This window comes from Thermomonospora echinospora (assembly GCF_900108175.1).
Taxonomy (GTDB): domain Bacteria; phylum Actinomycetota; class Actinomycetes; order Streptosporangiales; family Streptosporangiaceae; genus Thermomonospora; species Thermomonospora echinospora.
This window is the reverse complement of record NZ_FNVO01000009.1, coordinates 273,784-296,440: the sequence shown is the minus strand read 5'-3', so window position 1 is coordinate 296,440 and position 22,657 is coordinate 273,784. Positions and strand designations below refer to the sequence as shown.

19 protein-coding genes are annotated in these 22,657 nt (G+C 70.6%); 14 read left to right on the top strand and 5 right to left on the bottom strand.

What is annotated here, in order from left to right; translation table 11 throughout:
• The first annotated feature begins 770 nt into the window (after positions 1-770).
• Both C4U03_RS41960 and C4U03_RS21895 read left to right on the top strand, forming a co-directional pair.
• Positions 771-1,169, top strand: coding sequence for a type II secretion system F family protein (locus C4U03_RS41960; RefSeq protein ID WP_235018027.1), 399 nt, complete (start codon positions 771-773; stop codon positions 1,167-1,169).
• Positions 1,170-2,136: 967 nt separating this feature from the next.
• Positions 2,137-2,664 (top strand): type II secretion system F family protein, encoded by a 528-nt coding sequence (locus tag C4U03_RS21895; RefSeq protein WP_235018026.1) that lies wholly within the window; start codon positions 2,137-2,139, stop codon positions 2,662-2,664.
• 248 nt (positions 2,665-2,912) lie between these two features.
• Here C4U03_RS21895 and C4U03_RS21890 read toward each other — a convergent pair whose 3' ends face one another.
• Complete coding sequence (locus C4U03_RS21890) at positions 2,913-3,938, bottom strand: alpha/beta hydrolase (protein WP_103939696.1); 1,026 nt, start codon at positions 3,936-3,938, stop codon at positions 2,913-2,915.
• A gap of 737 nt (positions 3,939-4,675) precedes the next feature.
• Between C4U03_RS21890 and C4U03_RS21885 the strand changes: the two genes are divergently transcribed.
• The 6 genes from C4U03_RS21885 to C4U03_RS21860 all read left to right on the top strand — a co-directional run bounded on the left by C4U03_RS21885 (position 4,676) and on the right by C4U03_RS21860 (position 10,119).
• Complete coding sequence (locus C4U03_RS21885) at positions 4,676-4,870, top strand: DUF4244 domain-containing protein (protein WP_103939695.1); 195 nt, start codon at positions 4,676-4,678, stop codon at positions 4,868-4,870.
• A complete protein-coding gene (locus C4U03_RS42550; protein WP_327373327.1) occupies positions 4,848-5,375 on the top strand; it encodes a TadE family type IV pilus minor pilin in 528 nt (175 codons plus the stop codon). Before C4U03_RS21885 ends, C4U03_RS42550 begins: the two co-directional genes overlap by 23 nt.
• A gap of 751 nt (positions 5,376-6,126) precedes the next feature.
• The gene (locus C4U03_RS21875; protein WP_268817524.1) at positions 6,127-6,549 is read left to right on the top strand and encodes an Rv3654c family TadE-like protein; all 423 of its coding nucleotides are present in this window, start codon (positions 6,127-6,129) and stop codon (positions 6,547-6,549) included.
• 262 nt (positions 6,550-6,811) lie between these two features.
• Positions 6,812-8,371: a hypothetical protein gene (locus C4U03_RS21870; RefSeq protein ID WP_103939693.1), complete on the top strand. Its 1,560-nt coding sequence runs from the start codon at positions 6,812-6,814 to the stop codon at positions 8,369-8,371.
• Between the two features lie 318 nt (positions 8,372-8,689).
• Positions 8,690-9,055 carry a MerR family transcriptional regulator gene (locus C4U03_RS21865; RefSeq protein WP_103939692.1) on the top strand — a complete coding sequence of 122 codons (366 nt, stop codon included), beginning with the start codon at positions 8,690-8,692 and terminating at the stop codon, positions 9,053-9,055.
• Positions 9,056-9,102: 47 nt separating this feature from the next.
• Positions 9,103-10,119: an NADPH:quinone oxidoreductase family protein gene (locus tag C4U03_RS21860; RefSeq protein WP_103939691.1), complete on the top strand. Its 1,017-nt coding sequence runs from the start codon at positions 9,103-9,105 to the stop codon at positions 10,117-10,119.
• 804 nt (positions 10,120-10,923) lie between these two features.
• Here the strand turns inward: C4U03_RS21860 and C4U03_RS21855 are convergent.
• Positions 10,924-11,307: a hypothetical protein gene (locus tag C4U03_RS21855; RefSeq protein WP_103939690.1), complete on the bottom strand. Its 384-nt coding sequence runs from the start codon at positions 11,305-11,307 to the stop codon at positions 10,924-10,926.
• Positions 11,308-11,389: 82 nt separating this feature from the next.
• Complete coding sequence (locus tag C4U03_RS21850) at positions 11,390-13,837, bottom strand: DEAD/DEAH box helicase (protein WP_235018022.1); 2,448 nt, start codon at positions 13,835-13,837, stop codon at positions 11,390-11,392.
• Positions 13,838-14,084: 247 nt separating this feature from the next.
• Between C4U03_RS21850 and C4U03_RS21845 the strand changes: the two genes are divergently transcribed.
• Positions 14,085-14,438, top strand: a complete 354-nt coding sequence (locus C4U03_RS21845) for an STAS domain-containing protein (RefSeq protein WP_103939688.1) — start codon at positions 14,085-14,087, stop codon at positions 14,436-14,438.
• 26 nt (positions 14,439-14,464) lie between these two features.
• Entirely contained in the window at positions 14,465-14,935 is a 471-nt protein-coding gene (locus tag C4U03_RS21840; RefSeq protein WP_103939687.1) for an ATP-binding protein, read from the top strand.
• A gap of 110 nt (positions 14,936-15,045) precedes the next feature.
• Here C4U03_RS21840 and C4U03_RS21835 read toward each other — a convergent pair whose 3' ends face one another.
• Positions 15,046-15,570, bottom strand: coding sequence for a GNAT family N-acetyltransferase (locus C4U03_RS21835; RefSeq protein ID WP_103939686.1), 525 nt, complete (start codon positions 15,568-15,570; stop codon positions 15,046-15,048).
• A gap of 735 nt (positions 15,571-16,305) precedes the next feature.
• On the opposite strand from C4U03_RS21835, the gene C4U03_RS21830 reads away from it, so the two are divergent.
• The 4 genes from C4U03_RS21830 (at position 16,306) to C4U03_RS21815 (ending at position 21,227) form a co-directional block, all read left to right on the top strand.
• Positions 16,306-18,945 carry a sodium-translocating pyrophosphatase gene (locus C4U03_RS21830; RefSeq protein WP_103939685.1) on the top strand — a complete coding sequence of 880 codons (2,640 nt, stop codon included), beginning with the start codon at positions 16,306-16,308 and terminating at the stop codon, positions 18,943-18,945.
• 739 nt (positions 18,946-19,684) lie between these two features.
• Entirely contained in the window at positions 19,685-20,152 is a 468-nt protein-coding gene (locus C4U03_RS21825; protein WP_103939684.1) for a SixA phosphatase family protein, read from the top strand.
• A gap of 50 nt (positions 20,153-20,202) precedes the next feature.
• Positions 20,203-20,571 (top strand): ArsR/SmtB family transcription factor, encoded by a 369-nt coding sequence (locus C4U03_RS21820; protein ID WP_103939683.1) that lies wholly within the window; start codon positions 20,203-20,205, stop codon positions 20,569-20,571.
• Positions 20,568-21,227 (top strand): SRPBCC family protein, encoded by a 660-nt coding sequence (locus tag C4U03_RS21815; RefSeq protein ID WP_103939682.1) that lies wholly within the window; start codon positions 20,568-20,570, stop codon positions 21,225-21,227. The genes C4U03_RS21820 and C4U03_RS21815 overlap by 4 nt, the downstream gene beginning before the upstream one ends.
• 172 nt (positions 21,228-21,399) lie before the next feature.
• On the opposite strand, the gene serB is transcribed toward C4U03_RS21815, so the two are convergent.
• Positions 21,400-22,605, bottom strand: a complete 1,206-nt coding sequence (serB, locus tag C4U03_RS21810; RefSeq protein ID WP_103939681.1) for a phosphoserine phosphatase SerB — start codon at positions 22,603-22,605, stop codon at positions 21,400-21,402.
• Positions 22,606-22,657: the final 52 nt, after the last annotated feature.

The following is a 22,657-nucleotide window of genomic DNA, read 5'->3' as shown; positions in this document are numbered from 1 at the left end:
GCCTGGCCCTCTACCGTCCACGGCTCATCAGGCCGGCGGGAACACATCCGCCAACCCGTTCTCGGGACAGACCTGCATCCTGCCGGTCGGGGCGTGCCCGGCAACCGGTGGGAGCGCTGGTGACCAGCACAGGTTCACCTGGACGAACGTTTCAGCGGGCAGGTCGGCCCCACCGCTGGCCGGACACCCTCAAGAGTCGGCGGCTGGTGTCGCTGGCACTTCTGAGGTCCGGGCGCTCGGTCGTGTCAGAAGGCTCAGTGGCTGCGGTCATGTCGGTTTGGTGGTGCGGTCGGAAGGTCGAGTCACGAGAGAGGGAACATGCGATGGAAGCGGCGGGCGCGGCGGTGGTTTGTGCAGCTCTGGCCGTGTGGGCGTTCACCAGCCCTCCTGTAGCGGCGGAACGACTGGCGGGGTTGGCGAGGGTTTCACGGCCATGGCCCGGGCGGGCGGTCCTGCGACGTGTTCAGACGATGGTGAACGCGGTACGTGCCAAGCGGCAGAGCGAACGCGCGTGGCGGACGGCGGTCATCGAACTGTGCGATGGCGTCACTGCGGAGCTGAACGCCGGGCGAGCTCCCGAAATGGCGTTCGCGAGTGCGGCGGCGGTCCTGGACCCGCGGGTGGCCGGCCCCCTGCTGGCAGAGTGGCGTCAGGACCGTACGGCAGATGCCCGAAGCGATGCGTTCCGTACGGCGGATGTCCGAAGTGACGTGGGCCCCATGACGGATGTCCGGAGTAGTGGGGGCGGTACGGCGGATGCCCTAAGTGGCGTGTCCGGAGCTGCCGACATCGACGTCGTCCTGGACCGGTTATCCGTGCGGCCGGGAGCGGAGGGGCTGCGGATACTCGCGGCGTGCTGGCGGATCGGGGCGGACAAGGGCGGCACTTTCGCAGCCGTGGTCGAGGGCCTGGCCACCGCACTACGGGACGAGGAGGCCCAGCGCCAGGAGGTCGCGGCACAACTTGCCGGCCCCCGCGCGACGGCTCGGCTGCTGGCGGGCCTGCCACTGCTCGGCCTGGGGATGGCGGCCGCTCTGGGCGCGGATCCACTGGCCTTCCTCTTCGGCACGGTTCCAGGCCTGGTCTGCCTGGCACTGGGCGTCGGCCTGGACGTTCTCGGGCTCTGGTGGACCCACCGCCTGGCCAGAGCCGCCGAAGTAATGCGGTGAACACCCCAGAGCCCTCCTCCATGGAGCCTGTCGGACTCGTAGAACCGATGCCGACCCGGCGAACGACGCCGGACAGTCTGTGGGAAAGCGTCTGGAGCCGCAGGCCAGGGCGGCAGGCCGAAGAGGCTCACGGATGGACGGTCCTGCGGAAGCCGAGCGCCGGTTGTGACCGCTGATGAGTCACCGGAATGCCGGGGGCTTGGGGCGTGATGCTTGTACGGAGGTGCATCTCAGTGACCGATGGGTTCATGCGGCTCGTTGGTGAGGAGGATTCATGAGTGTTGCGGTATGGATATCGGTCGGCTGCGCTGCGATGGCAGGGCTCCTGTGGCCGCGTGGGCTCTCCACTGCTGCAGAACGGCTTGGTGGACTGTTAGTGGTGCGGGGCCATCGAGCTGGTGGTGAGGCATCTCCTCCTGGCCGCTCTCGGATGGTTACCCGGAACGCCGGAAAGAGCGGTGACTCGGGGAGCCGTCCGGGAACTCCGTCCAAGGTGATGGGTCATGGCCTCCCGAGGGTTCCACCCGTAGGGGAGAGCCGCAGGCGACCAGGTTCCATACAGCCGGACGACCTTCATTCCCGGGCATCAGTTCGCCGGCCACGCCGTAGGGAAATGGACACGGCGGCACATGGGTATTCCCACGGGGACTTCCAGCCGTCCGGATGGTCCGCCAACGGCAGCGACATGGCGGCAGCGGGAGTGGCCGGCTTGCTCGGTGGCAGGGAGCGTTTGACCGATGGCAGCGACGTGGCGGCGGCGGAAGTGACTGGTTCGCCAGGTGGCAGGGAGTGTTTGACCATGCCGGCTTCCCTTGGGCGAAGGCATGACGGCTTCTCAAGAGCGAAACAGGAACATGAGTCGCCCTCCACCCGAAGCACTGGAACACAGAGCCGGCACGTTCGGCTCTGGTGTGCGGCAGTACCGGCCGGCGTGGTCGTCGCGTTGCTCTTCGGCGGACTGTTGGGCGTGGCCGGGGGAACCGCGACCACCGTGGGCACGGCGGTCGTGCTCAGCCGACTGGAGTCCCGCGAGCAGCGGGAACGCAGAATACGGATGGTCGCGGACCTGCCCGTCACCGTCGATCTGCTCGCCGCATGCCTGCGCGGCGGTGTCTCCTGGGGCGAGGCGGTCGAGTCGGTCGCCGATGCCGTCGGTGGTCCGCTCGGCGACGAACTGCGCGGGGTCGCCGCCAGGGTACGGCTCGGCGCAGACCCGGCCACCGCATGGCTGCTGCTCGCGGAGGATCCCGAACTGGCCCCTCTGGCGCGTACCGCGGCTCGTACCGTGGACAGCGGCGCAGCACTGGCACCGGCGCTAGCCCGGCTCGCCGAGGACCGCAGGAGGGCAGCGCGTGCCGCGGCGGCGTCCCGGGCGCGCGCCGCCGGCATCCGCGCGGTGGCTCCCCTCGGCCTGTGCTTCCTGCCGGCATTCATCCTGCTGGGCGTGGTGCCCACGGTCGCCGGCATCGCCCAGACCCTGCTCCAATCGCTTTGACTCCCACACCGGCGACCAGCGGCCGGGGTACCGCGCCGGGCAGGCGATACGGCGGCGCGAAGCCCAATGCCAAGGGCCAGGCAGCCACCGACCACGTGTCGGCGGGTCGGTATGGCGGTGCAAGGTTTGAGGTCAGGTAGCCGCTGGCCGCGTGTCGGCGGGTCGGTACGGCGGCGTGGGGTCCGAGGCCAGGGGCCGGGGTATGTGAAACCCCCTGCCCGAAAGATCGGGCAGGGGGTGGAAAGCGGTTAGAAGCGGCGGGCGCCGAGGGACTTCATCAGGGTCGGCCAGACCTTGTTGCTCTCCCGGATCCAGTAGGGCCAGGAGTGCCGGCCGTTTCCGTAGAGGTTCGCGGTCACCGGAAGCTTCAGCTGCCGGGCCTTGTTCAGGAAGACCTGGTTGCTGTAGCCGATCGCCTTCTCGCTGGTGAGGCCGACGTCCCACGGCGCCATCCCCGGCTTCTCGTACGGGCCGGGCTGGCCGGTCGTCCCGCTGGAGATGTAGAGCTTGGTGCCGCGCAGCTTCGAGGCCAGCGACGCGGGATCGTGCGCCTTCCAGTTGGCCCGGTCGATGATCGGGTCGCCGTAGACGTCGTACGGGTCGACGCCCGGCGTCCCCGACATCGTGTAGAGCAGCAGCGACGGCAGGCCCGGGGAGAGTATCGACAGCGGGCCGCTGAACGAGGCGGCGTGCCGGAACATCTTGGGGAAGCGCGCCGCGTAGGTGACGCAGCCCTGGCCGCCGGAGGAGTTGCCCATGCACGCCCGGGCGCCGCCGGCGCGGAAGTTCCGCTCCACCAGTTCCCGGACTTCGAGGGTGTGGAAGGTCTCCCACATCGGCTTGCCGCCCCGGCCGTCGTTCCACCAGTTGGTGTACGAGCCGTTGTTACCGGCCGGCATGACCACCATGACGTCGTACTTGCGCGCCATGCCCTCGATGTCGGTGGAGCGCGTCCACGAGAGGTAGCTGTCGCGGCCGCCGTGGTAGGCGTAGAGAACGGGCCAGGTCCGCTTGGCGGTCCGCTTCCAGGTCTTCGGCACCAGGACACGCACCTTCGCCTTGGCGCCCAGCGCCTTGGAGTTGATGGTGATGTCGAACTGGCTGCCCTTCTTGATCCACTTCACCCCGGCCACGGTGGCTCCGTTGGAGGCCCGCTTGTAGGTGGCGGCCTGGACGGGACCGGTGGCAGCGGTCATCGCGAGCGGGCCGATGATGGCGGCGGCGGTGATCGCCCCCACTCGACGGGTCAGACGTCGCCGTGATCGCGCTGGCATGTCATCCTCCGCTGCTTTTCCATCGCCATCCGCACGACTCTCCGGCGACAGGACTGCGGAGCGGGCGGAGACCCCTTGCCCCGACCGTCCGCTGGGCGGCGGTGGGAGATGGGTGTTCCATTGCGGGCGGCGGGTCGAGGGTGTCGGAAGTATCACGTGTTGCGGGAACAGTACACCAACTCCAATAGCGGCTCGGCGGAAAACCACCCGGGATGGCTGATCGCGGGATGAAACCCCCAGCTCATGCCCTTGGTCGACTGATTTCGGACCTCCTGCGCCGACGCTGCCGCCCGGCCGTGTCTCGTCGCCGCCCCGCCACCGCGTTCCATGAGCCCGCTGAGTCCCATGAGTACGCGGACGGCCCGGCCCGACGGCGCTCATTGGCCCGGCGTCGGCCCAGGCTTCCCGAGCGGGGAAGTCGGTCGATGCCCCTGGCCAATGAGCCCTTTCCAACCTGCCATCCTGGCCGGTCAACGGGCCGCCGGGCGTGCCCGGACCGACACCGTGACCTGCGGATCCGGTCGCTTCACGGCCGGGCCAGGCGTCCCGGCGCCGGCCATGCAGGGCTTACGAGCCAGGCTGGAATGGACCCAATGCCATGCTCTGCCGTCCGACATCGTGGGAGTGGCCGGTGTCGTGCGGATATCCACAGAAGCTCGTTCGGCTCCTCAGGTCCCCTTCTCCACCGCAGAGTTGATGGCAAGACGATCCGGCCCCGTCACGGAGGGAGACCACAGATGCAGGTGGCCAGGAAAGCGTTGGGGCGCCGGTGCCGTTCCGCCCGCGATCTCGGCATGTCGACCGCGGAGTACGCGGTGGGAACAGTCGCGGCGGCGGCGTTCGCGGGGCTTCTGTTCAAGCTCGTGACCAGCTCGGAGGTGAAGTCCCTGCTCTTAGGGATCATCCGCGATGCTCTGCAGTTGGCCGGGTGATCACATGCCCCGCCGCCGACGTACGCCGGCCGTTCCGCCCTGGCTCCGCCACCGGCGGAGAGCGCATCGGCCGTCCCAGCCGTGTCAACCGGACGAACGGGCGGGCGAGCAGCGACAGGATCCCGGCCTTGGTCGTGCCCGCTGCCCACCAGCCGGTGACTCCGGGTTCGCCACCGTCGAGGTCGCGGTCGCGCTTCCCGTACTCCTGCTGGTCACAGTGACGGCGCTGTGGGGAGTGTCGATCGCCGCGGTCCAGCTCACCTGCATCGATGCGGCGAGAGCAGGAGCCCGCGCCGCATCGAGAGGCGAATCCCCGCAGGCCGTCCAGGAGATGGTGACGCAGGCCGTCCCGGCCGGGTCCACGGTCGAGGTCCACCGGGACGGCGAGCTGACCAGGGTCGATGTGACAGCCCGAGTGCACGCGCCGGCCCTCACCGCCCTGCCCCCGGCGGTGCTCCGCACCCGGGCCCTGGCGGCCACCGAACCTGGCGCCGCCGCCCCCTGAGACCGGTCGTCCGCCGGATCACGCGCCCCCCTCCGCGTGAACCCCGGCGGACGACCACCAGCCCGCGACCCGAGCCAGACCCCACCTACGACTTACGGGAGTGCCCAACCTTCGGCGGGCCCGCCCGACGGAGCCGATCGGCGGAGTCGAGTGTTGGGGCCGAGCAGTGGGGGCCGACTAGTAGGGCCAGGTCAAGTGGGAGACGGATCAGTGAGTCTCAGGCGGCGGGGCCGGTGAGTGGGGCGCTGAGCAGGCCTCCCCGCGCATCCTTGGGTTGCTCCGGCCCCTTGCGCCTCGTTTTCCAGTGTCCGACACGCCGCCGCCGCCGAAGGCAGCCAGGCCCTACTAGTGGGATCGACCGGTAGGGCTGGCTGGCGGGTCGAGCGTTGGGGCTGACCGGTGGGGTCGAGCGGTGGGGCTGCCTGGCGAGGTCGATTGGCGGGGCCGACTGATGGGGCTGCCTGGTGGGGCTGCCTGGTGGGGTTGGTCTGTTGGGTGGTGCGTTTGTGCAGGTGAATCGGCGTTGTGTAGGTGAATCGGCGTTGTGTAGGTGGCGCCGACGGGAGTTTCGTTGTTCTCCGGGCTTCCGGAGGGGACCGGCCGGAAGGGCTGGACGCCGTTGGGGGTGACCGGGGGTCGAGATGGCGTCGGGAGGACTGGGGTGGTTTGGCTGGTGAAGGAGAGCGGGGTGGGTGAGGTGGTGCCGCGGAAGTTGGGGAGGTGCCGTTGGCGGGCCTTAGGAGGGGAGGGGGTGAGGAGCTGTGGCGACGGTCGGGGTGGCCGGGAGATCTGGCCACGGGGATGGAGAGGGCGCCGGGGGGATCGAGGGGCCGGGACTGTTTGGGTGCTGGCGTTCGTGGCGTTGGTCTGGGTGTTCTCGGTGACCGTGGTCAGCGCGGGTGCGGTGCGGGTGGCGCGGCATCGGGCGTACGGTGCGGCGGACCTGGCCGCGCTGGCGGCGGCGTCGAGGGCTGCGGAAGGGAGTGCCGTCGCGTGCCGCCGGGCGGCGGTGGTCGCGGAAGGAGTCGGGGGGCGGCTGTCGTCGTGTGTCGTACGGGGGGCGGTGGCGGACGTCGAGGTGCTGGTGGCCGTTCGGCTGCCGGCTCCGGTCGGGCGGGTGCGGTTCGTTTCCCGGGCAAGGGCTGGTCCGCAGGCGCTGAACGGCGTAAGTTAGTCCTCCGACGCTACCGTTGTACGGAGTGTCAATAGCTTGCCGTTCAGATGTGCGGAGCGTGATGGTGGCCGAGGAGAGGCTTGGTCGACCACGCTTTTGTCACACCTCTGTGATCTTCGTTACCAATCGGTACGTTACGCTTCTGTAAGCGCATGGGTACCGGCAGGAGCGCATGCACGGTGGTCCACCGGACCGCAGTGGCGACGAGGGACCGTCCGTCGAAGGGATTGCCGCTGTGACGAGGATTCGCAGGCTTGGCGCGTTGCTCATCGCGACCCCCCTTGCGACCGGCTTCACGATCTTCGCGCCCACCGCGTACGGGTACACGACCTCCAGCCAGAGTGCTCTGCCCGGTGGCACGGTCACGGCCCCCGCGGACGGCGCTGTGATCACCAGTGGTTCGCAGGCGACCGCCCGCGCCTCCTTCAAGGACATGCTGCTCGGCGTCGAACTGCGGGTGGACTCCCCCGACACCGGAGAGCGGGTCCTGGCCAGTGGCCAGTGGACGGGTAACATCTCGGGCTCCTTCAGCATCCGGCAAAACGGCAAGTACACGGTGCGCCTGGTCGGTAAGACCGGAACGCGGTACGACACCAACACCTTCTACGTGCGGGTGCCGCCGGCTCAGCCGTCCGGGCTGTCGGCGAGCGTCTCGGGCAGCACGCTGTCCGTCACCTGGAACCTGGGGCTCGAGGACGACCTCACCGGCTACTCGGTGCAGGCCGGCGGGGTGGGCTCCAAGTCCGGGTCCCCCGGCGCCCTGTGCTCCGGGACGATCTGCTCGGCCAAGTTCAGCCTCGGCTCCGGGGACACCGGTTCGACGACCGTGAGCGTCCGCGCCCAGCGGCCCAACGGGACCGGCGGCTCCGTTTCGTCCAGCGCCGCCACGGACTCCGTCCAACTCGGCGGCAGTGGCAGCGGCGGAGGCGGCGGCGATGGCGACAGCGACAGTGGTGGCGGAGGCGGCAACGGCGGCAACGACAACCTGCCGTCGCCGGACTACAACGGCGGAGGGGGCGGCGGCACGCCGCTGACGCCGTTCAACGAGGAGTCGCCGGTCACGCTGCCGAGCGTCCAGCCTGACGGCGCCGCCCCCGGCTTCGCCTACCCGGCGCCCGTGGTGGCGGGGGAGAACGCAGGCGACCAGCCGGCCGCCATCAGCAACCTCCAGTGGGGCAAGAGTGTGGCGCTTGCCCTGGTCCTGCTGATCATCGCCGCCCACCTGGGGACCTGGACACGGCGCATGCGCGTCGCCCAGGCCGGTGTCAGCGCCAAGGGCATGGCGGCCAGAGCCGCTCGGGGAGGCAGCGGGCGGACTCGCGTGCAGCGGGCCCAGGAACACATCGCCCGTGCACAGGCCACCGCCAAGACATCGATGTCGGGCAAGGCCCGACGCGCCGCCAAGAGCGCCCCGCCGGTCGCCGGCGGAAAGGGCCGGGCGCCGTACTCCGGCAAGAAGGGTGGTACGGCCGCACGGAGCGGTGCCCAGGCACCCGGCGCCAGGGACGGCCGAGACGAGAAGTCCATCGTGGGCGTGCGGACCGTACAGCCGGGGGCCGCCAGGCAGAACACGGCGGCACAGCGCGAGAGCGTCGCCGGTTACCAGATCGTCGCCCCAGGCCCCGAGACCTCCGCCCCGTCCACGTCCGGAGCCCCGTCCAACACCGCATCAAGGCCCACAGACCCCATGGCCGCTCCGCCGCCCGGCCCCGCCCAGGACCCGGCAACGCCTGCCACGGCCACCGACGCCCACCGCCAGGCCCAGTCCCAGGCCGCCCAGCGCCCGGAAGGGAGAGGGCGCCACTCCCGGCGGGACCGCTGACAACACGGACCTGCAACCGTTAGGCGAGAGCTGTTCCTCTTGGCAGGGAAGCCTCATGGCCGTTCCGACGCTTGGCTTCGTCCCGGTCCGGCCACGCTTGCTGACGGCTACTGTCAGGCCCAGTTCCAGGGCGCCCGGGGTCCGGAGGGGAGAGGGCGGCACTCCCGGCGGGGCCGCTGATGGCATGGGGCTGTGAACGTTCGGTCCAGGCCGTTGGGTGTTGCGGGACAGGAGGTCGTTGACGCTTGGGCGGGATCTGCGCTTCGTTGTAGCGCAGAGACTGGAAGCTTGCGGAGCACCCGAACGTTATCGCCGGGCATGAGGATCGGCGAAGCCTCCCGAGTCAGCGGTGTGAGTGCCAGGTCGTTGCGGTACTACGAGGACGAGGGCTTGATCATCCCTGGTCGGTGCGGCAATGGGTACCGGGACTATTGCCGGTCCACCATCGACCGGGTCCGCGTCATCCGCTCACTGCTGGAGTCCGGGCTGCCCGTACGGTTGATCAAGGATGTCCTGCCCCACCTCACCGCCGAACCTGACGCCGACCCGGGTGCGGTGTGCGCGGAGTTCCTGCGGGAGGTGCAGAGGTATCGCGATCGGCTAGCCGGGCGCATCGCCGTTCTCAGCGATCAGCAGGCGGCTCTCGACGCCTATCTGCGCGAGGCTCGCCGGGCTGATCGATAACCGCGGCTTGACCTTGACGTCAGTGTGAGGCTTCTACGGTCCGGCGTATGAAGACCGACGAGCGGCAGCACGCCGCCGGGCAGACGGTACGGGCACTGGTCCAGCGGTCGCACCGGGGACCGAAGGATCTGACCCTTACGACCGATCAGCGTCGTCCCACCCCGGGGGCCGGCGAGTACCTGATCCGAGTGGGCGCAGCCGGGGTCAACTTCGCGGACGTCATGCAGAGCCATGGCACCTACCGAGGAGGCCCCCGGGCACCCTATGTGGCGGGCTTCGAAGCCGCCGGCGAGATCATGGGCGCCGGCCCGGAAATCGAGAGCCCGCTCCAACTCGGCACCCGTGTGGTCGGCACTGGACCGGGCGCCTTCGCGCAGTACATGACGATGCCGGCCGCGGATGTACTCCCCGTCCCTTCCGGCTGGAGTGACGCCGAAGCTCTCGGCCTGGTGCTGAACTGGGCAACCGCATTGGCGGCGCTGAAGCCGCTGGGCGAGATCAAGGCAGGTGACGTGGTGCTCGTTCATGCCGCAGCCGGAGGCGTGGGGCAGGCCGCTGTCCGCCTCGCCCGCCACTACGGTGCGCGCGTGATCGCCACGGCGTCACCGGGTAAGCACGCCACCGTCCGAGCGCTGGGCGCCGACGAGGTTCTGGACGGCCGCCGCCCCGATCTGGCCGAGGAGATCACCCGCCTGACCGGCGGTGTGGACCTGGTCCTGGAGTCGGTGGGACGCGCCACGTTCAAGGCCAGCCTGTCGGTCACCAAACCCTTCACCGGACGCGTTGTCGTGTTCGGTGCCGCTTCCGGCGACGCCGGCCTCAGCACGCACGACCTGGTATTCACCCACCGGGTCCAAGTCAAGGGCCTGCACATCGGTGCGCTGGCGGCCATGGCCCCGTCCATCTACCGATGGTTGCTCGTCGAGATCGAGGCACTCATCGCCCAAGGCGTGTACCCGCCTGGTACCCCGCATGTTCATCCCCTGGCCGAGGGGCCGGCGGTGCTGCGGCAACTCGAAGCCGGTCAGACCCGTGGCAAGCACGCCCTCGATCCCTGGCGCTAGGTGTTGCGGACATGACGTTGTGGACGATGGGGCCTGAATGAAGAGACGGGTCTCCCGGCGGCAGGATGAGAGGCGCGGCCGACCCGTCCTGCCGACCCGGTGGTGCGCCCGGCTTGCCAGGGGCACCACCGGGTGGTGCTGGTCTACCGGAACGGGTGCTGTCCGACTACGCCGTCGCCTGACGGGAGCATCTCCACCGGCTCTCCCCACATGAGCTGCGGCAGGCAATCTCCCGGTCGCCGGACGCGGTCGGCCGGATCATCAAGTAAGGGTGCGGAGTCACTCCGGTGGGGCGACGCGCGCGGCCAAGGACTCGATGGCAGTCGGGCGGAGTGAGCCCACGACCAAGGTCGAGGGATTCCGTCTTGCCTGGGACGGTGACCCCGGCGGCCCGGCCGACCGGTATGAGCCGCATCAATCGTCAGGAGCGGTGTCTCCTAGAAGAGGACCTATGAAACACCGCGCCCGGCGTAGGCCCGTCCAGGACGGATTGTGTTTCCTAGGTCGTTGCATACGGGCCGACGGGTGAAACACACCCATGAAACGACCCGGGGATGAGCGGCGACGACTTCCTGCGCGTGGAGGCCTCCGCCTGCCCGATGTCCTCCTGCGCCGCCCCGGCCAGGTCGCCGTGCCGGACCGCCAAAGGGCGGACGGCCGCCTAGTACCACACCGCCCGGTTTCCGGCTCGTGCCCAACCCGGCCAAGGCCGCAATGTCCTGACTTTTGCTCTTTGAAAGCCAGGCTCGGCCTGGGGCGAGATGCCGGGGGCGTGACCGGGCCACCGCGGAGGCCGTGGCGGGGTCACTGGGGGACGGGCTGGTGGGGTGCCTGCGGGGGCGGGGCCACAGCGCCGGAGGCGGCCTCGCGGCGGGCGCGGGCGAGTTCGCGCTGGAGTTGGCGCTTCTCCATCTCCAGGGCGGTGATCGACTCCTCGTGCTCCTCGCGGAGGTAGCGGAGCTCGCGGCGGGTGCGCACCGAACGGTTCACCCCGAACATGAAGGCGGTCAGTCCGGCGATGAAGACGGTGGCGACGACGACTCCGGCGATGAAGACATGCCATTGCGCGGTGACGCCGGGAACGGGCTCGCCGAAGGCGCTCAGCTGTGCCGCGCCGTCGTTTGCCAGCACGACGGCGATGCCGGTGGCGAGTGCGGCGGCGGTGACGAGCAGACCCAGGAAGATCACGTCGAGGGGCTCCTCTCCGGGTGGCGGGATTCCGGGAGATCTTCGTTCTCGACGGAGAGTAGACCCTTTCGCAAATCGGGCGCTATGGGCCGGCACTCTTTGGGCCGTCCCGCAACAACTCGCCCAGCAGGATGACCGCGCCCTGCTTGTCGAGGGGATCGTTGCCGTTTCCGCACTTGGGAGACTGGATGCAGGAGGGGCAACCGGCCTCGCACTCGCAGGCGAGAATGGCCTCACGGGTGGCGTGCAGCCACTGGGCGGCGTCGGAGTAGCCCCGCTCGGCGAACCCCGCGCCGCCCTCGTGCCCGTCGTACACGAACACGGTGAGCAACCCGGTGTCGGGGTGCAGGGCCGTGGAAACGCCGCCGATGTCCCATCGGTCGCAGGTGGCGAACAGGGGCAGCAGCCCGATCGAGGCGTGCTCGGCGGCGTGGGCGGCGCCCGGCAGGTCCAGGTCGCCGAGGGCCTCCAACTGGTCGCCGGACAGCGTCCACCAGACCGCCCGGGTGCGCAGGGTACGGGGCGGCAGGTCGAGCGGCTTCTCGCCCAGCACCTCGCCGGACTGCAACCGCCGCATCTGGTAGGCCACGACCTGCCGGGTGACCTCGACGGTGCCGAAGCACAGCGTTGCCTCGCCCCACGCGGACGTGCGGAGTGTCTCAATGATGCGGATGTCGGTGATGTCCCGGGCGGTCGTCGAGTAATCCGGCTCGGCCGGCTCGACCAGCGCCACGGAGTCCTCCAGGTCCAGCAACTGGACGACGAACGACTCGCCCTGGTGCAGGTAGACCGCGCCCTCGTGGACGGCGGTGTGCGCGGACGGCTCGTCCACGGTGCCCAGCAGCCGCCCGGTGGACGACTCGACGACCTGGACGGGCGGGCCGCCCGCCCCCCGGATGTCGGCCAGATCACAGGCCCGCTCACGCCGTGTCCAGTACCAGCCCGTCGCACGCCGCCGCAGCATGCCGCGGCGTACCAGGTCGGGCAGCACGTCGGCGGCCACCGGGCCGAACAGCTCCAGGTCGGCTTCGGTCAGCGGCGACTCGGCGGCGGCCGCGCACAGGTGGGGTTCGAGCACGTACGGGTTGTCGGGGTCCAGGACGGTGGCCTCGACGGGCGTACCGAAGATCGCCTCAGGATGGTGCACCAGATAGGTGTCCAGCGGGTCGTCCCGGGCCACCAGCACCGCCAGGGCCTCCTGCCCGGCGCGTCCGGCCCGGCCGGCCTGCTGCCACAGTGACGCGCGGGTGCCGGGCCAGCCGCACACCAGGACGGCGTCCAGCCCCGAGACGTCGACGCCGAGCTCCAGGGCGTTGGTGGAGGCCAGCCCGACGATCTCGCGGGAGCGCAGCGCGGCCTCCAGCGCGCGCCGTTCCTCGGGCAGGTAGCCGGCGCGGTAGGCGGCGACCCGGCGGGACAGCTCGGGTACGGCCTCCTCCAGCGCGCGGCGGGCGCCGAGCGCCACCGACTCGGCGCCGCGCCGAGACCGGACGAACGCCAGCGTCTGCACGTCCTGCACGACCAGGTCGGCGAGGAGGTCGGCGGCCTCGGCGGTCGCGGTGCGGCGGACGGGCGCGCCGTGCTCGCCGCGCAGGTCCGTCAGCGGCGGCTCCCACAGCGCGAACGCGGCGGCGGCACGCGGCGAGGCGTCGTCGGCCACCGCCTCGATGGGCAGCCCCGTCAGCCGCCGCGCGGTCACGGCCGGCTCCGCAGTGGTGGCGGAGGCCAGGACGAAGACCGGCGAGGCCCCGTAGCGGGCGCAGATCCGGCGCAGCCTGCGCAGCACCTGGGCCACATGGGAGCCGAACACGCCCCGGTAGCCGTGCGCCTCGTCGATGATCACGTACCGCAGCCTGCGCAGGAACGCCGTCCAGCGGGCGTGCCCCGGCAGGATCGAGCGGTGCAGCATGTCGGGGTTGGTCAGCACGTAGTTGGCGTACTGGCGCACCCAGCCCCGCTCGTCGCGCGGGGTATCGCCGTCGTAGGTGGCGGCCCGCAGTTTCGCCAGCCGCAGCGATCTCAGCGAACGCAGCTGATCGGACGCCAGCGCCTTGGTCGGAGCGAGGTAGAGCACCGTGCCCTCCCCCTCCGGCCCGCCACCGGCGCTCGTTCTGCCGCCGGGTGCCCTGGTGGGGTGTTCGCCTGTGGCGTACGGGGAGGAGGCGTCGGCGTCGGGAGGCTCCTCGCCGAGGACGGCGGTGAGGGCGGGCAGGAGGTAGGCCAGGGACTTGCCGGAGGCGGTGCCTGTGGCAATGATCACCGAACGGCCGGCGCGGGCGTGCTCGGCGGCCAGGACCTGGTGCTCCCAGGGGGCCTCGATCCCGGCCAGCGCGAACCTGTCCACCAGCAGCCGGGGCGCCCAGTGCGGCCACCGTGCCCGGCGGCCCTGACGTGCGGGAACGTTCTGGACATGGGTGATGCGGCCGCGTCGCCGGGGATCGGCGAGCAGCCCGGCGAGGAGGCGGCCGCCCTCCGGGGAGGGGCCGTCCCACCGCTCGGCATCTGAAGATCGAGAACTTTGTGAGGACACAGGTTTCCAGTCTGACATCCTGGGCACAAGGTGGAGATACGTCCCGGCGGCGACGTCGGTACCCCCTGCCCTTCTGCCGAACCGGCGTCCGGATCGGCCACACGCGCAGCGCAGCGGACGCGCGTGGTGCGGGGGGTCCGAGGGGCCGCCACCTGGCGGAATCGTGTATGCGTAACGCCGGGTCGTGGTTGAATCACGGCGGGGTTCCGTTGCCCCGGACCATTTGCGGCACGGCGCTGGAGGATCTGTGGACCTGAAGGTGAACGACTACACCACCGACGATGGCCTCACCGTCATCAACGTGGAGGGCGAGATCGACGTCTACACGGCGCCGAAGCTTCGGGAGAAGCTCATCGATCTGGTCAACAAGGGCAAGTTTCACCTGCTGGTGGACATGGAGAAGGTCGAGTTCCTCGACTCGACCGGGCTCGGCGTGCTGGTCGGTGGGCTCAAGCGGGTCCGCGCCCACGACGGTTCGCTGGAACTGGTGTGCACCCAGGAGCGCATCCTGAAGATTTTCCGGATCACCGGACTGACCAAGGTCTTCGGGATTCACGACTCCATCGAGGAGGCGCAGGAGAAGCGGAAGGGCGCCAAGTAACGGCTGCACACGAGACGGCCCCCGAGATGGCGACAGTTGAGGTCTCGTTCAGCGCGCTGCCCGTCCATGTGCGGACGGCACGCCTGATCGTCACCGCCGTGGCCCGGCGCAGTGGTGTGACGGAGACGCTGCTGGACGAGGTACGGCTGGCGGTCGGTGAGGCATGCTCGCGGGCGGTGGAGGCCCATCGACGGCACTGCCCGGACGAGCCCGTACGGCTGGAGTTGACCGCCGACGGCCGCCGGTTCGAGGCCGTCGTGAGCGATTCGGTCCCCGGAGACGACGCGGCGGGCACCGCGGCCATCGACCCGGCGCCCGCCGTGCCGTCCCTGCCGGCCGGTGAACCGCAGTACTCCGAGGACGCCTTCGGCCTGGGACTGGCCGACGACACGGCGGAACTGGGCCTCGCGGTGATCGCGGGCCTGGCCGACGACGTCGAGATCGAGACCACTCCCAAGGGCGTCCAGATCCGCATGAGCTGGCCCATCGGCGCCTGAAAGCACTCATCCCCCGGCAAGGGGCCACCCGTCCTTTGCCGGGCCCTTCCCGTTCGCCCTGCACCGGACGGCCCGTCCGGTGCAGGGCGCTCTGCTGCGTACCGGCCGGATCATCGGATCGGCTCGTGCCGAGGGTCGATGACCCAGTGGCAGGCCCGCAGGGTCCGGCCGGCGAAGGTGATGTCGAGTTCCCCGACGAAGCTGAAGCCGACCGAACGGCAGATGCCGTTGGACGGGGCGTTCGCGGCCCCGGGAAAGGCGTGCACCGGCCCCCAGCGGCCGTCGTCGCGGGCCAGGGTGAGCAGGGCGCGGACCGCGCGCCCGCCGAGCCCGCGCCCCTGGAACTCCGGCAGCACCATCCAGCCGATCTCGGAGATCGGCCCGGTGCCCACCGCGGGATCGGCCTCGTGCGACCACAGCGTCACGGTCCCGGCCACCTCGCCGGGCGAGCCCGCGTCCGGGACGATCATCTTGACCCAGGCGGTGTCCGCCACGGCGGCCGCGACGTCGCGCCGCACCTTCTCCTCGATGCCCGCACGGGGGAGCGGCCCGCCGAGCTCGGCCATCATGATCGGATCACACCGCATCCGGACGTAGGCGTCGACGTCGCCGGGCTCCACATCGCGCAACCTCATCCGCCGCTCCCTTCCTCAGGCCCGGTAGGCGTCCTGGCCTGATCAATGATGCGGTGCCCTCTCGCGCCCCCGCGGCGGTGACCGCTCGCCGCGCAGCGTCCCGGCACCGGCACGGCCGAACGGCAGCTCTCCCCGGTGGGCACATGGCAGCGGCCTGCCGACGGTCACTCTGCTTGGGAGGCCGTTCGTCCGCTGGGGTGGGCGGCGTGGTGGGCCGGGGTGGTCGATGGTCGCTCTGCCTGGGAGGCCCTGTGGTGCGGCCGTCGTTCGGGGGATGTCGGACTTGGGGTGGCCTGAGGGTGGCTTGATCCGGGGTTTCGGAGGCCCCCAGGTGCGGGAGGTGGGTTCCGTTATGAGATCATCTTTGCTGCGAAATTAATGATCTTGATATTCCGGTGCTGTGGTTAATTGTGTTTATCGCTCGGCCGTATGCGGCCCAGGTTTGCCGGGTGTCCTGGGGGTGCTGGTTCGGGTGTTGCCGGTGTGGCCGAGTGATTTTCTGATAACCGCTCTGACCTGCGTTGATCGGTCAAGGATTGAAAGCTGGAGGTATGCCGGGCGACCTTGTGGGGAAGCCGGGATTCGCGGATTCGAAGGCTTCTCATTCGGACGGGGCCTGCATAGACTCCCGGCACCCGCTACGCCCTGCGAGGTGTCCGAATTGCCCCGGCGGGGTAAGCGGTAAAGATCGTCCATTTGGCGGTCTCGATCGCAACGCCCTGTCGAGGAGGACGGATGTCTGGGCTTTCCCTGTCAAGCCCGGCCGGCAGTGCAGACGTCGATCTCGGCGGCGGCGACCTCACCCTGGTCGCCGTCGTCGCGGTGGTCGCACTGCTGGCGCTGGTCGTCGCCGGGCTGCTGGTCCGGGAGGTGCTGGCCGCCGGCCAGGGCACCGACAAGATGCAGAACATCGCGCGGGCGGTGCAGGAGGGCGCGGGGGCCTACCTGAAACGCCAGTTCCGCACAGTGGCGATCTTCGTCGTGCTGATCCCGCTGCTGCTGTTGCTGCTGCCGGCCGACGACACCGGGGTACGCATCGGCCGCTCGGTGTTCTTCGTGGTGGGGGCACTGTTCTCGGCGATCACCGGATTCGCCGGCATGTGGCTGGCCGTACGCGGCAATGTGCGGGTCGCCGCCGCGGCCCGTGACGGGGACCTTGCCGCCGAACGCAAGGCCATGCGCATCGCGTTCCGCACCGGTGGCGTGGCCGGCATGTTCACCGTGGGCCTGGGCCTGTTCGGCGCGGCCGTGGTCGTGCTGTCCTACCAGGGCGGCGCCCCGGGCGTGCTGGAGGGCTTCGGCTTCGGCGCCGCGCTGCTGGCGATGTTCATGCGGGTCGGCGGCGGCATCTTCACCAAGGCCGCCGACGTGGGCGCCGACCTGGTCGGCAAGGTCGAGCAGGGCATCCCCGAGGACGACCCGCGCAACGCGGCCACCATCGCCGACAACGTGGGCGACAACGTCGGCGACTGCGCCGGCATGGCCGCCGACCTGTTCGAGTCGTACGCGGTGACGCTGGTGGCGGCGCTGATCCTGGGAACGGCGGCGTTCGGCACCGACGGGCTGGTGTTCCCGCTGATCGTCCCGATGATCGGTGTGATCACCGCGGTGATCGGGATCTTCGCGGTGGCGCCGCGGGCCCGGGACCGCTCGGGCATGTCGGCCATCAACCGGGGCTTCTTCATCTCCGCGATGATCTCCGCGGTGCTGGTGGCGGTGGCCGCGTTCGTCTACCTGCCGTCGAGTTTCGCCGACCTGGAGGGCGTCACCGACACCGGCATCACCGGGCTGGACGCCGACCCGCGGATCGTGGCGCTGGGCGCGGTGCTGATCGGGATCGTGCTGGCCAGTGTGATCCAGTTGCTGACCGGCTACTTCACCGAGACCAACCGCAAGCCGGTGCGGGAGGTCACCGAAAGCGCCCGGACCGGCCCGGCCACCGTGGTGCTGTCGGGCATCTCGCTGGGCCTGGAGTCGGCGGTCTACTCCGCGCTGGTGATCAGCGCCGCCGTGTACGGGGCGTTCCTGCTGGGCTTCGGCAACACCACGGTGGCGCTGTTCGCGGTGGCCATGGCCGGCACCGGGCTGCTCACCACGGTCGGCGTGATCGTGTCGATGGACACCTTCGGCCCGGTCTCCGACAACGCCCAGGGCATCGCGGAGATGTCCGGCGACGTGCAGGGCGAGGGCGCCAAGGTGCTGGAGCGGCTGGACGCCGTCGGCAACACCACCAAGGCGATCACCAAGGGCATCGCCATCGCCACCGCCGTGCTGGCCGCCACCGCGCTGTTCGGCGCCTACCGGACGACCGTGGAGAAGGCGCTGGCCGAGGCGTCCGAGAGCGCGCGGGACGCGCTCGGCAGCTACGCCGACTTCAGCCTGTCGATCGACTCGCCGAACGTGCTGATCGGGCTGATCGTGGGCGCCGCGGTGGTGTTCCTGTTCTCCGGACTGGCGATCATGGCGGTCAGCCGGGCGGCCGGCCGGGTGGTGATCGAGGTCCGCGAGCAGTTCCGCACCAAGCCCGGGATCATGGACTACACCGACAAGCCCGACTACGACCGGGTGGTCGACATCTGCACCCGGGACGCCCAGCGCGAACTGGCCACCCCCGGCCTGCTGGCCATCCTGACGCCGATCGCGGTGGGCTTCGCGCTCGGGTACGCCCCGCTGGGTGCGTTCCTGGGCGGCGCCATCGCGGCCGGGGTGCTGATGGCGGTGTTCCTGGCCAACTCCGGCGGCGCCTGGGACAACGCCAAGAAGCTGGTCGAGGAGGGCCACCTGGGCGGCAAGGGCAGCGAGGCGCACGAGGCCACGGTGATCGGTGACACCGTCGGCGACCCGTTCAAGGACACCGCGGGCCCGGCCATCAACCCGCTGATCAAGGTGATGAACCTGGTGTCGCTGCTGATCGCGAACGCGGTCGTGACGTACGCGGCCAACCTGCCGCTGCGGGTCGGGGTCACCGTCGCCGCGGTGATCGTCGTGGTCGGTGCGATCGTGTGGTCCAAGCGGCGGGCGACCGAGGCCGGTCCCGGTGCGGGCACACCGCCCGCCGTGACCGAAGCCGCGCAGCCGGTCGCCGTGGGCGCCCCCGTCGGCGCGTCGGCGGCGGAGTCGGCGTCCGGCGCCGAGGCCCGGCAGCCCGCCGAGCCCGCCGAGACACCCGTGCCCAAGGCGACGAACAACACCCAGACAGCGGACAACATCCAGCCAACAGGCAACGCCCACGTGACGGGCAACGCTCCGGCAACGGGCAACGCCCAAGCGATGGGCAACGCCCAGGCAGCAGGCAACGCCCAGGCAGCAGGCAACGCCCAGGCGACACAGCCCGAGCCCGCCGACGACGCCGCGTCCGAGCCCAAGTCCACCTGACCCGCCCGCCTGTCATCCCCTAAGGGCTCCCCGCCGCACCGCCGATCGCCGCCACGCGATCCCGGGGCGGTGGGGAGCCCTCGGTTTCTGCCGGTATGGCCCAGGCCAAGGCGTGACCGGCACCGCGCTGCTCCGAGAGGCCTCCGACGCTCGCCAGGGTGCGCGGCTCAGACCCGAGGCACTGCCGATATCGCCGTAGGCACCCCGCAGCCCGGCGAGCCGCCCCCAACACCGCCGCCCAGCCGACCACCAAGCCCCTCAAATCCGTCGAGGGTGAGGAGGTCTGTGCCTTGGCGTGGGGCCGATGCCGAGGTTGGGTGGGCGTTCGTGTTCGCGCTGGTTGTGGTGTAGATAACGGGGGCGGGCCGAGCCTGACGGCGGGGGTGCGGGCGGGCGGTCGTACGCTTGGTGGAAGAGCTCTCCGGCCTCAGCCGGTGGGCATTGATGGAGCCCCGTCCGGCGATGGGCGCGGCGGCGAGGACGCTGCGTTCAACCGCCTTCCGCGGCACCGTGCGTGCCGCACGGGGCGCAGGGGCCATCGCACCGAAGGGAAGGCGGCGGGATGAGCGGCGGGAAGGCTCCGATGTCGGGGGCGAAGGGATTCGCCGTGGTCATCGGCGGGATGTTCGCCATCATTCTCGTGCTCTGGGTGCTTGCTGCCCTCCTCGCCCCCTGAGCCTGCGCACGGCCGGGGTCTAGGCCGCCGTGGGCGTGTGTGCGGCGGCACTAGGGTGGGGGGATGCCCACGTTGATCGTGCTGCGTCATGCCAAGGCCGCCGAGGGTCTCGGGCTGGCCGACATCGACCGGCCGCTGGCCGGCCGCGGCCGCCGCGACGCCGCGGCCACCGGTGACTGGCTCCGCGAGAACGACCTGGTGCCCGATCTGGTGCTGTGCTCCACGGCGCTGCGCACGCGCGAGACCCTCGAAGGGCTGGCGCTCCCGTCGCCGGTGGAGTTCGAGCCGGGCATCTACGACAACCACGTCGACGTGCTGCTGTCGCTGGTGCAGGCGGTCGACGACGAGGTGGACAGGCTGCTGCTGATCGGCCACAACCCCTCGGTGCACGGGCTCGTCCACGAGCTCACCAACCAGGCCCCCAGGGAGTTCCCCACCTGCGCGCTCGCGGTGATCGAGCTGTCCGGCGGGTGGTACGACACCTGGTCCGGCACCGGCACCCTCGCCCTGTACCGCACTCCGAAGGACTGAACGGGTTATAGGCGTTGACTTATATAAGCGGTCATTAATAGGTTCGTCTCGTGCATGCGTTCGACGTACTCGGGGATCCGGTACGGCGCAGGATCCTGGAGCTGCTGGCCGAGGGGGAGATGACCTCCGGCGCGGTGAGCTCGGTGATCCAGGAGGAGTTCGGGATCTCCCAGCCGGCGGTGTCGCAGCATCTGCGGGTGCTGCGGGACGGCGGGTTCGCGACCGTACGGCCCCAGGGAGCCCGGCGGTTGTACGCGGTCAATCCCGAGCCGCTGCGGGACGTCGACGCATGGCTCGACCGGTTCCGGGGCTTCTGGGCCCCCCGTCTGGACGCGCTGGCCACCGAGCTGGCCCGGGGCAGGCGGGAGCGGCGCCGGAACGGGTCCGACCATCGAGACGAGACGGGAAGTGACCCATGATCGATGCGACCGAGCAGATCAACGCCGTGCGGCGGCAGATCGGCGAGCGCGTGCTGGAGGCCGGGAAGGCGCGGGTGTCGACCATCGGCCAGACCTACGAGGCGCCCATCGAGGACGTGTGGGACGCCTGCACCAACGCCGAGCGGATCCCGCGCTGGTTCCTGCCGGTCAGCGGGGAGCTGAAGGTGGGCGGCCGCTACCAGCTGGAGGGCAACGCCGGCGGGACGGTCGAGCGGTGCGACCCGCCGCGGAGCTTCGCCGCCACCTGGGAGTTCGGCGGGCAGGTCAGCTGGATCGAGGTGCGGCTGACCGAGGAGGGCGACGGCCGCACGCGGCTCGAACTGGAGCACATCGCGCACGTCGACGACGACCTGTGGGCCCAGTACGGGCCGGGCGCGGTCGGCATCGGCTGGGACCTGAGCCTGCTCGGGCTGGCGACCCACCTGTCGTCCGGCGCCGCCCTGGACCCGGCGGAGGTGGCGGCGTGGTCCGCCTCCGAGGACGGCAGGCTGTTCACGGCGCTCAGCAGCGAGCGCTGGTGCGAGGCGAGCATTGCGGCGGGCACCGACAAGGACGCCGCACAGGCCGCCGCGGAACGGGTCTTCGCCTTCTACACCACCCCGCCCGAGGGGGCCGGAGAGCCCGCGCAGACGTGAACCGGCCGCCCAGAGCGGGCGAGAGGTTCACACGGCCGTAGGGGTCCTGAGGGACCGGCGCGGTGGTGGTGGACGTCCTGGACGTTGGGCGAGCTCATACGGACGCATGGCCTTGAGGACCTGTGTGGCGGTGGCCGTGTCGTCCGGAGGGCGGGAGGCCGTGTGGCTCCCGTTACTCGGCGGGTGGCGGGTCCTCGGCGTCGGCGGCCTCGATCTCGTCGCGGGAGATGCCCAGCAGGAACAGGATGGTGTCCAGATAGGGCACGTTGACGGCGGTGTCGGCGGCCTGGCGGACCACCGGCTTGGCGTTGTAGGCGATGCCGAGCCCGGCGGCCTGCAGCATGTCCAGGTCGTTGGCGCCGTCGCCGATCGCCACCGTCTGGTTGATCGGGATGCCGGCCTGCTGGGCGAAGTGCTCCAGCGCGCGGGCCTTGCCCGCCCGGTCGATCACCCGGCCGGTGACCCGGCCGGTCAGCTTGCCGTCGACGATCTCCAGCGTGTTGGCGGCCGAGTAGTCGATCCCCAGATCCTCCACCAGGGCATCGGTGACCTGGGTGAAGCCACCGCTGACGATGGCGAACTTGTAGTCCAGCCGCTTGAGGGTCCGCACCATGGTGCGGGCGCCGGAGGCCAGCCGGATCTTGTTGCGCACCTCGTCGATGGCGGCGGCGTCCAGCCCGGCCAGCAGGGCGACGCGCTCGCGCAGGGAGCCCTCGAAGTCCAGTTCGCCGCGCATGGCCGCCTCGGTGACCTTGGCGACCTCGTCCAGGCAGCCCGCGTGCTCGGCCAGCAGCTCGATGACCTCGCCCTGGATCAGGGTGGAGTCCACGTCCATCACGATCAGCCGCTTGGCGCGGCGGTGCAGGCCGGACCGCTGGACGGCCACGTCCACCTGCTGCTGGGCGGCCTCGGCGGCCAGCGCGGCGCGCAGCGTCTCCGGGTCGGCGCCCGAGACGTCCATCTCGATGCAGGTGACCGGGTAGCGGGAGAGCCGTTCGATGCGGTCGATGTTGGCGCCGCCGGCGGCGATCCGGCCGGCGATCCCGGCCATCGCGGCGGGCCGCAGCGGGTTGCCCAGGACGGTGACGTGCAGCCGCCCGCGCCGCCGGGGGGTGTCCCGGTCCCGGCCGGTGGAGATCTCGATGTCCATGTCCAGGTCGGCGGCCACCTTCTCGGCGGACGACCACACCTGACCCATGTCGGTGCTCGCGGGGTAGGACAGCAGTACGCCGAGGATCAGCCGGCCGCGGATCACGACCTGCTCCACGTCGGTTACCGTCAGCGGGAACCCGGCGAGCGTGGTGAACAGGCGTGAGGTGACACCTGGTCGGTCGCGGCCGGTGAGCGTGATGAGCAGCGTGCGCTGTGACCCGTCCATGCTGCTCACTACGCTACCGGCCGGGCGACGGTACTTCGTTCGCGGGGGCGCC

Excerpts from the sequence above, each read along its gene's own strand:
- C4U03_RS21860 (WP_103939691.1), top strand. The coding sequence starts at position 9,103 with ATGAAGACCGACGAGCGGCAGCACGCCGCCGGGCAGACGGTACGGGCA.
- C4U03_RS21885 (WP_103939695.1), top strand. The coding sequence starts at position 4,676 with ATGCAGGTGGCCAGGAAAGCGTTGGGGCGCCGGTGCCGTTCCGCCCGC.
- C4U03_RS21890 (WP_103939696.1), bottom strand. The coding sequence starts at position 3,938 with ATGCCAGCGCGATCACGGCGACGTCTGACCCGTCGAGTGGGGGCGATC.
- C4U03_RS21815 (WP_103939682.1), top strand. The coding sequence starts at position 20,568 with ATGATCGATGCGACCGAGCAGATCAACGCCGTGCGGCGGCAGATCGGC.
- C4U03_RS21865 (WP_103939692.1), top strand. The coding sequence starts at position 8,690 with ATGAGGATCGGCGAAGCCTCCCGAGTCAGCGGTGTGAGTGCCAGGTCG.
- C4U03_RS21830 (WP_103939685.1), top strand. The coding sequence starts at position 16,306 with ATGTCTGGGCTTTCCCTGTCAAGCCCGGCCGGCAGTGCAGACGTCGAT.
- C4U03_RS21840 (WP_103939687.1), top strand. The coding sequence starts at position 14,465 with ATGGCGACAGTTGAGGTCTCGTTCAGCGCGCTGCCCGTCCATGTGCGG.
- C4U03_RS42550 (WP_327373327.1), top strand. The coding sequence starts at position 4,848 with ATGCTCTGCAGTTGGCCGGGTGATCACATGCCCCGCCGCCGACGTACG.
- C4U03_RS21835 (WP_103939686.1), bottom strand. The coding sequence starts at position 15,570 with ATGAGGTTGCGCGATGTGGAGCCCGGCGACGTCGACGCCTACGTCCGG.
- C4U03_RS21825 (WP_103939684.1), top strand. The coding sequence starts at position 19,685 with ATGCCCACGTTGATCGTGCTGCGTCATGCCAAGGCCGCCGAGGGTCTC.
- serB (WP_103939681.1), bottom strand. The coding sequence starts at position 22,605 with ATGGACGGGTCACAGCGCACGCTGCTCATCACGCTCACCGGCCGCGAC.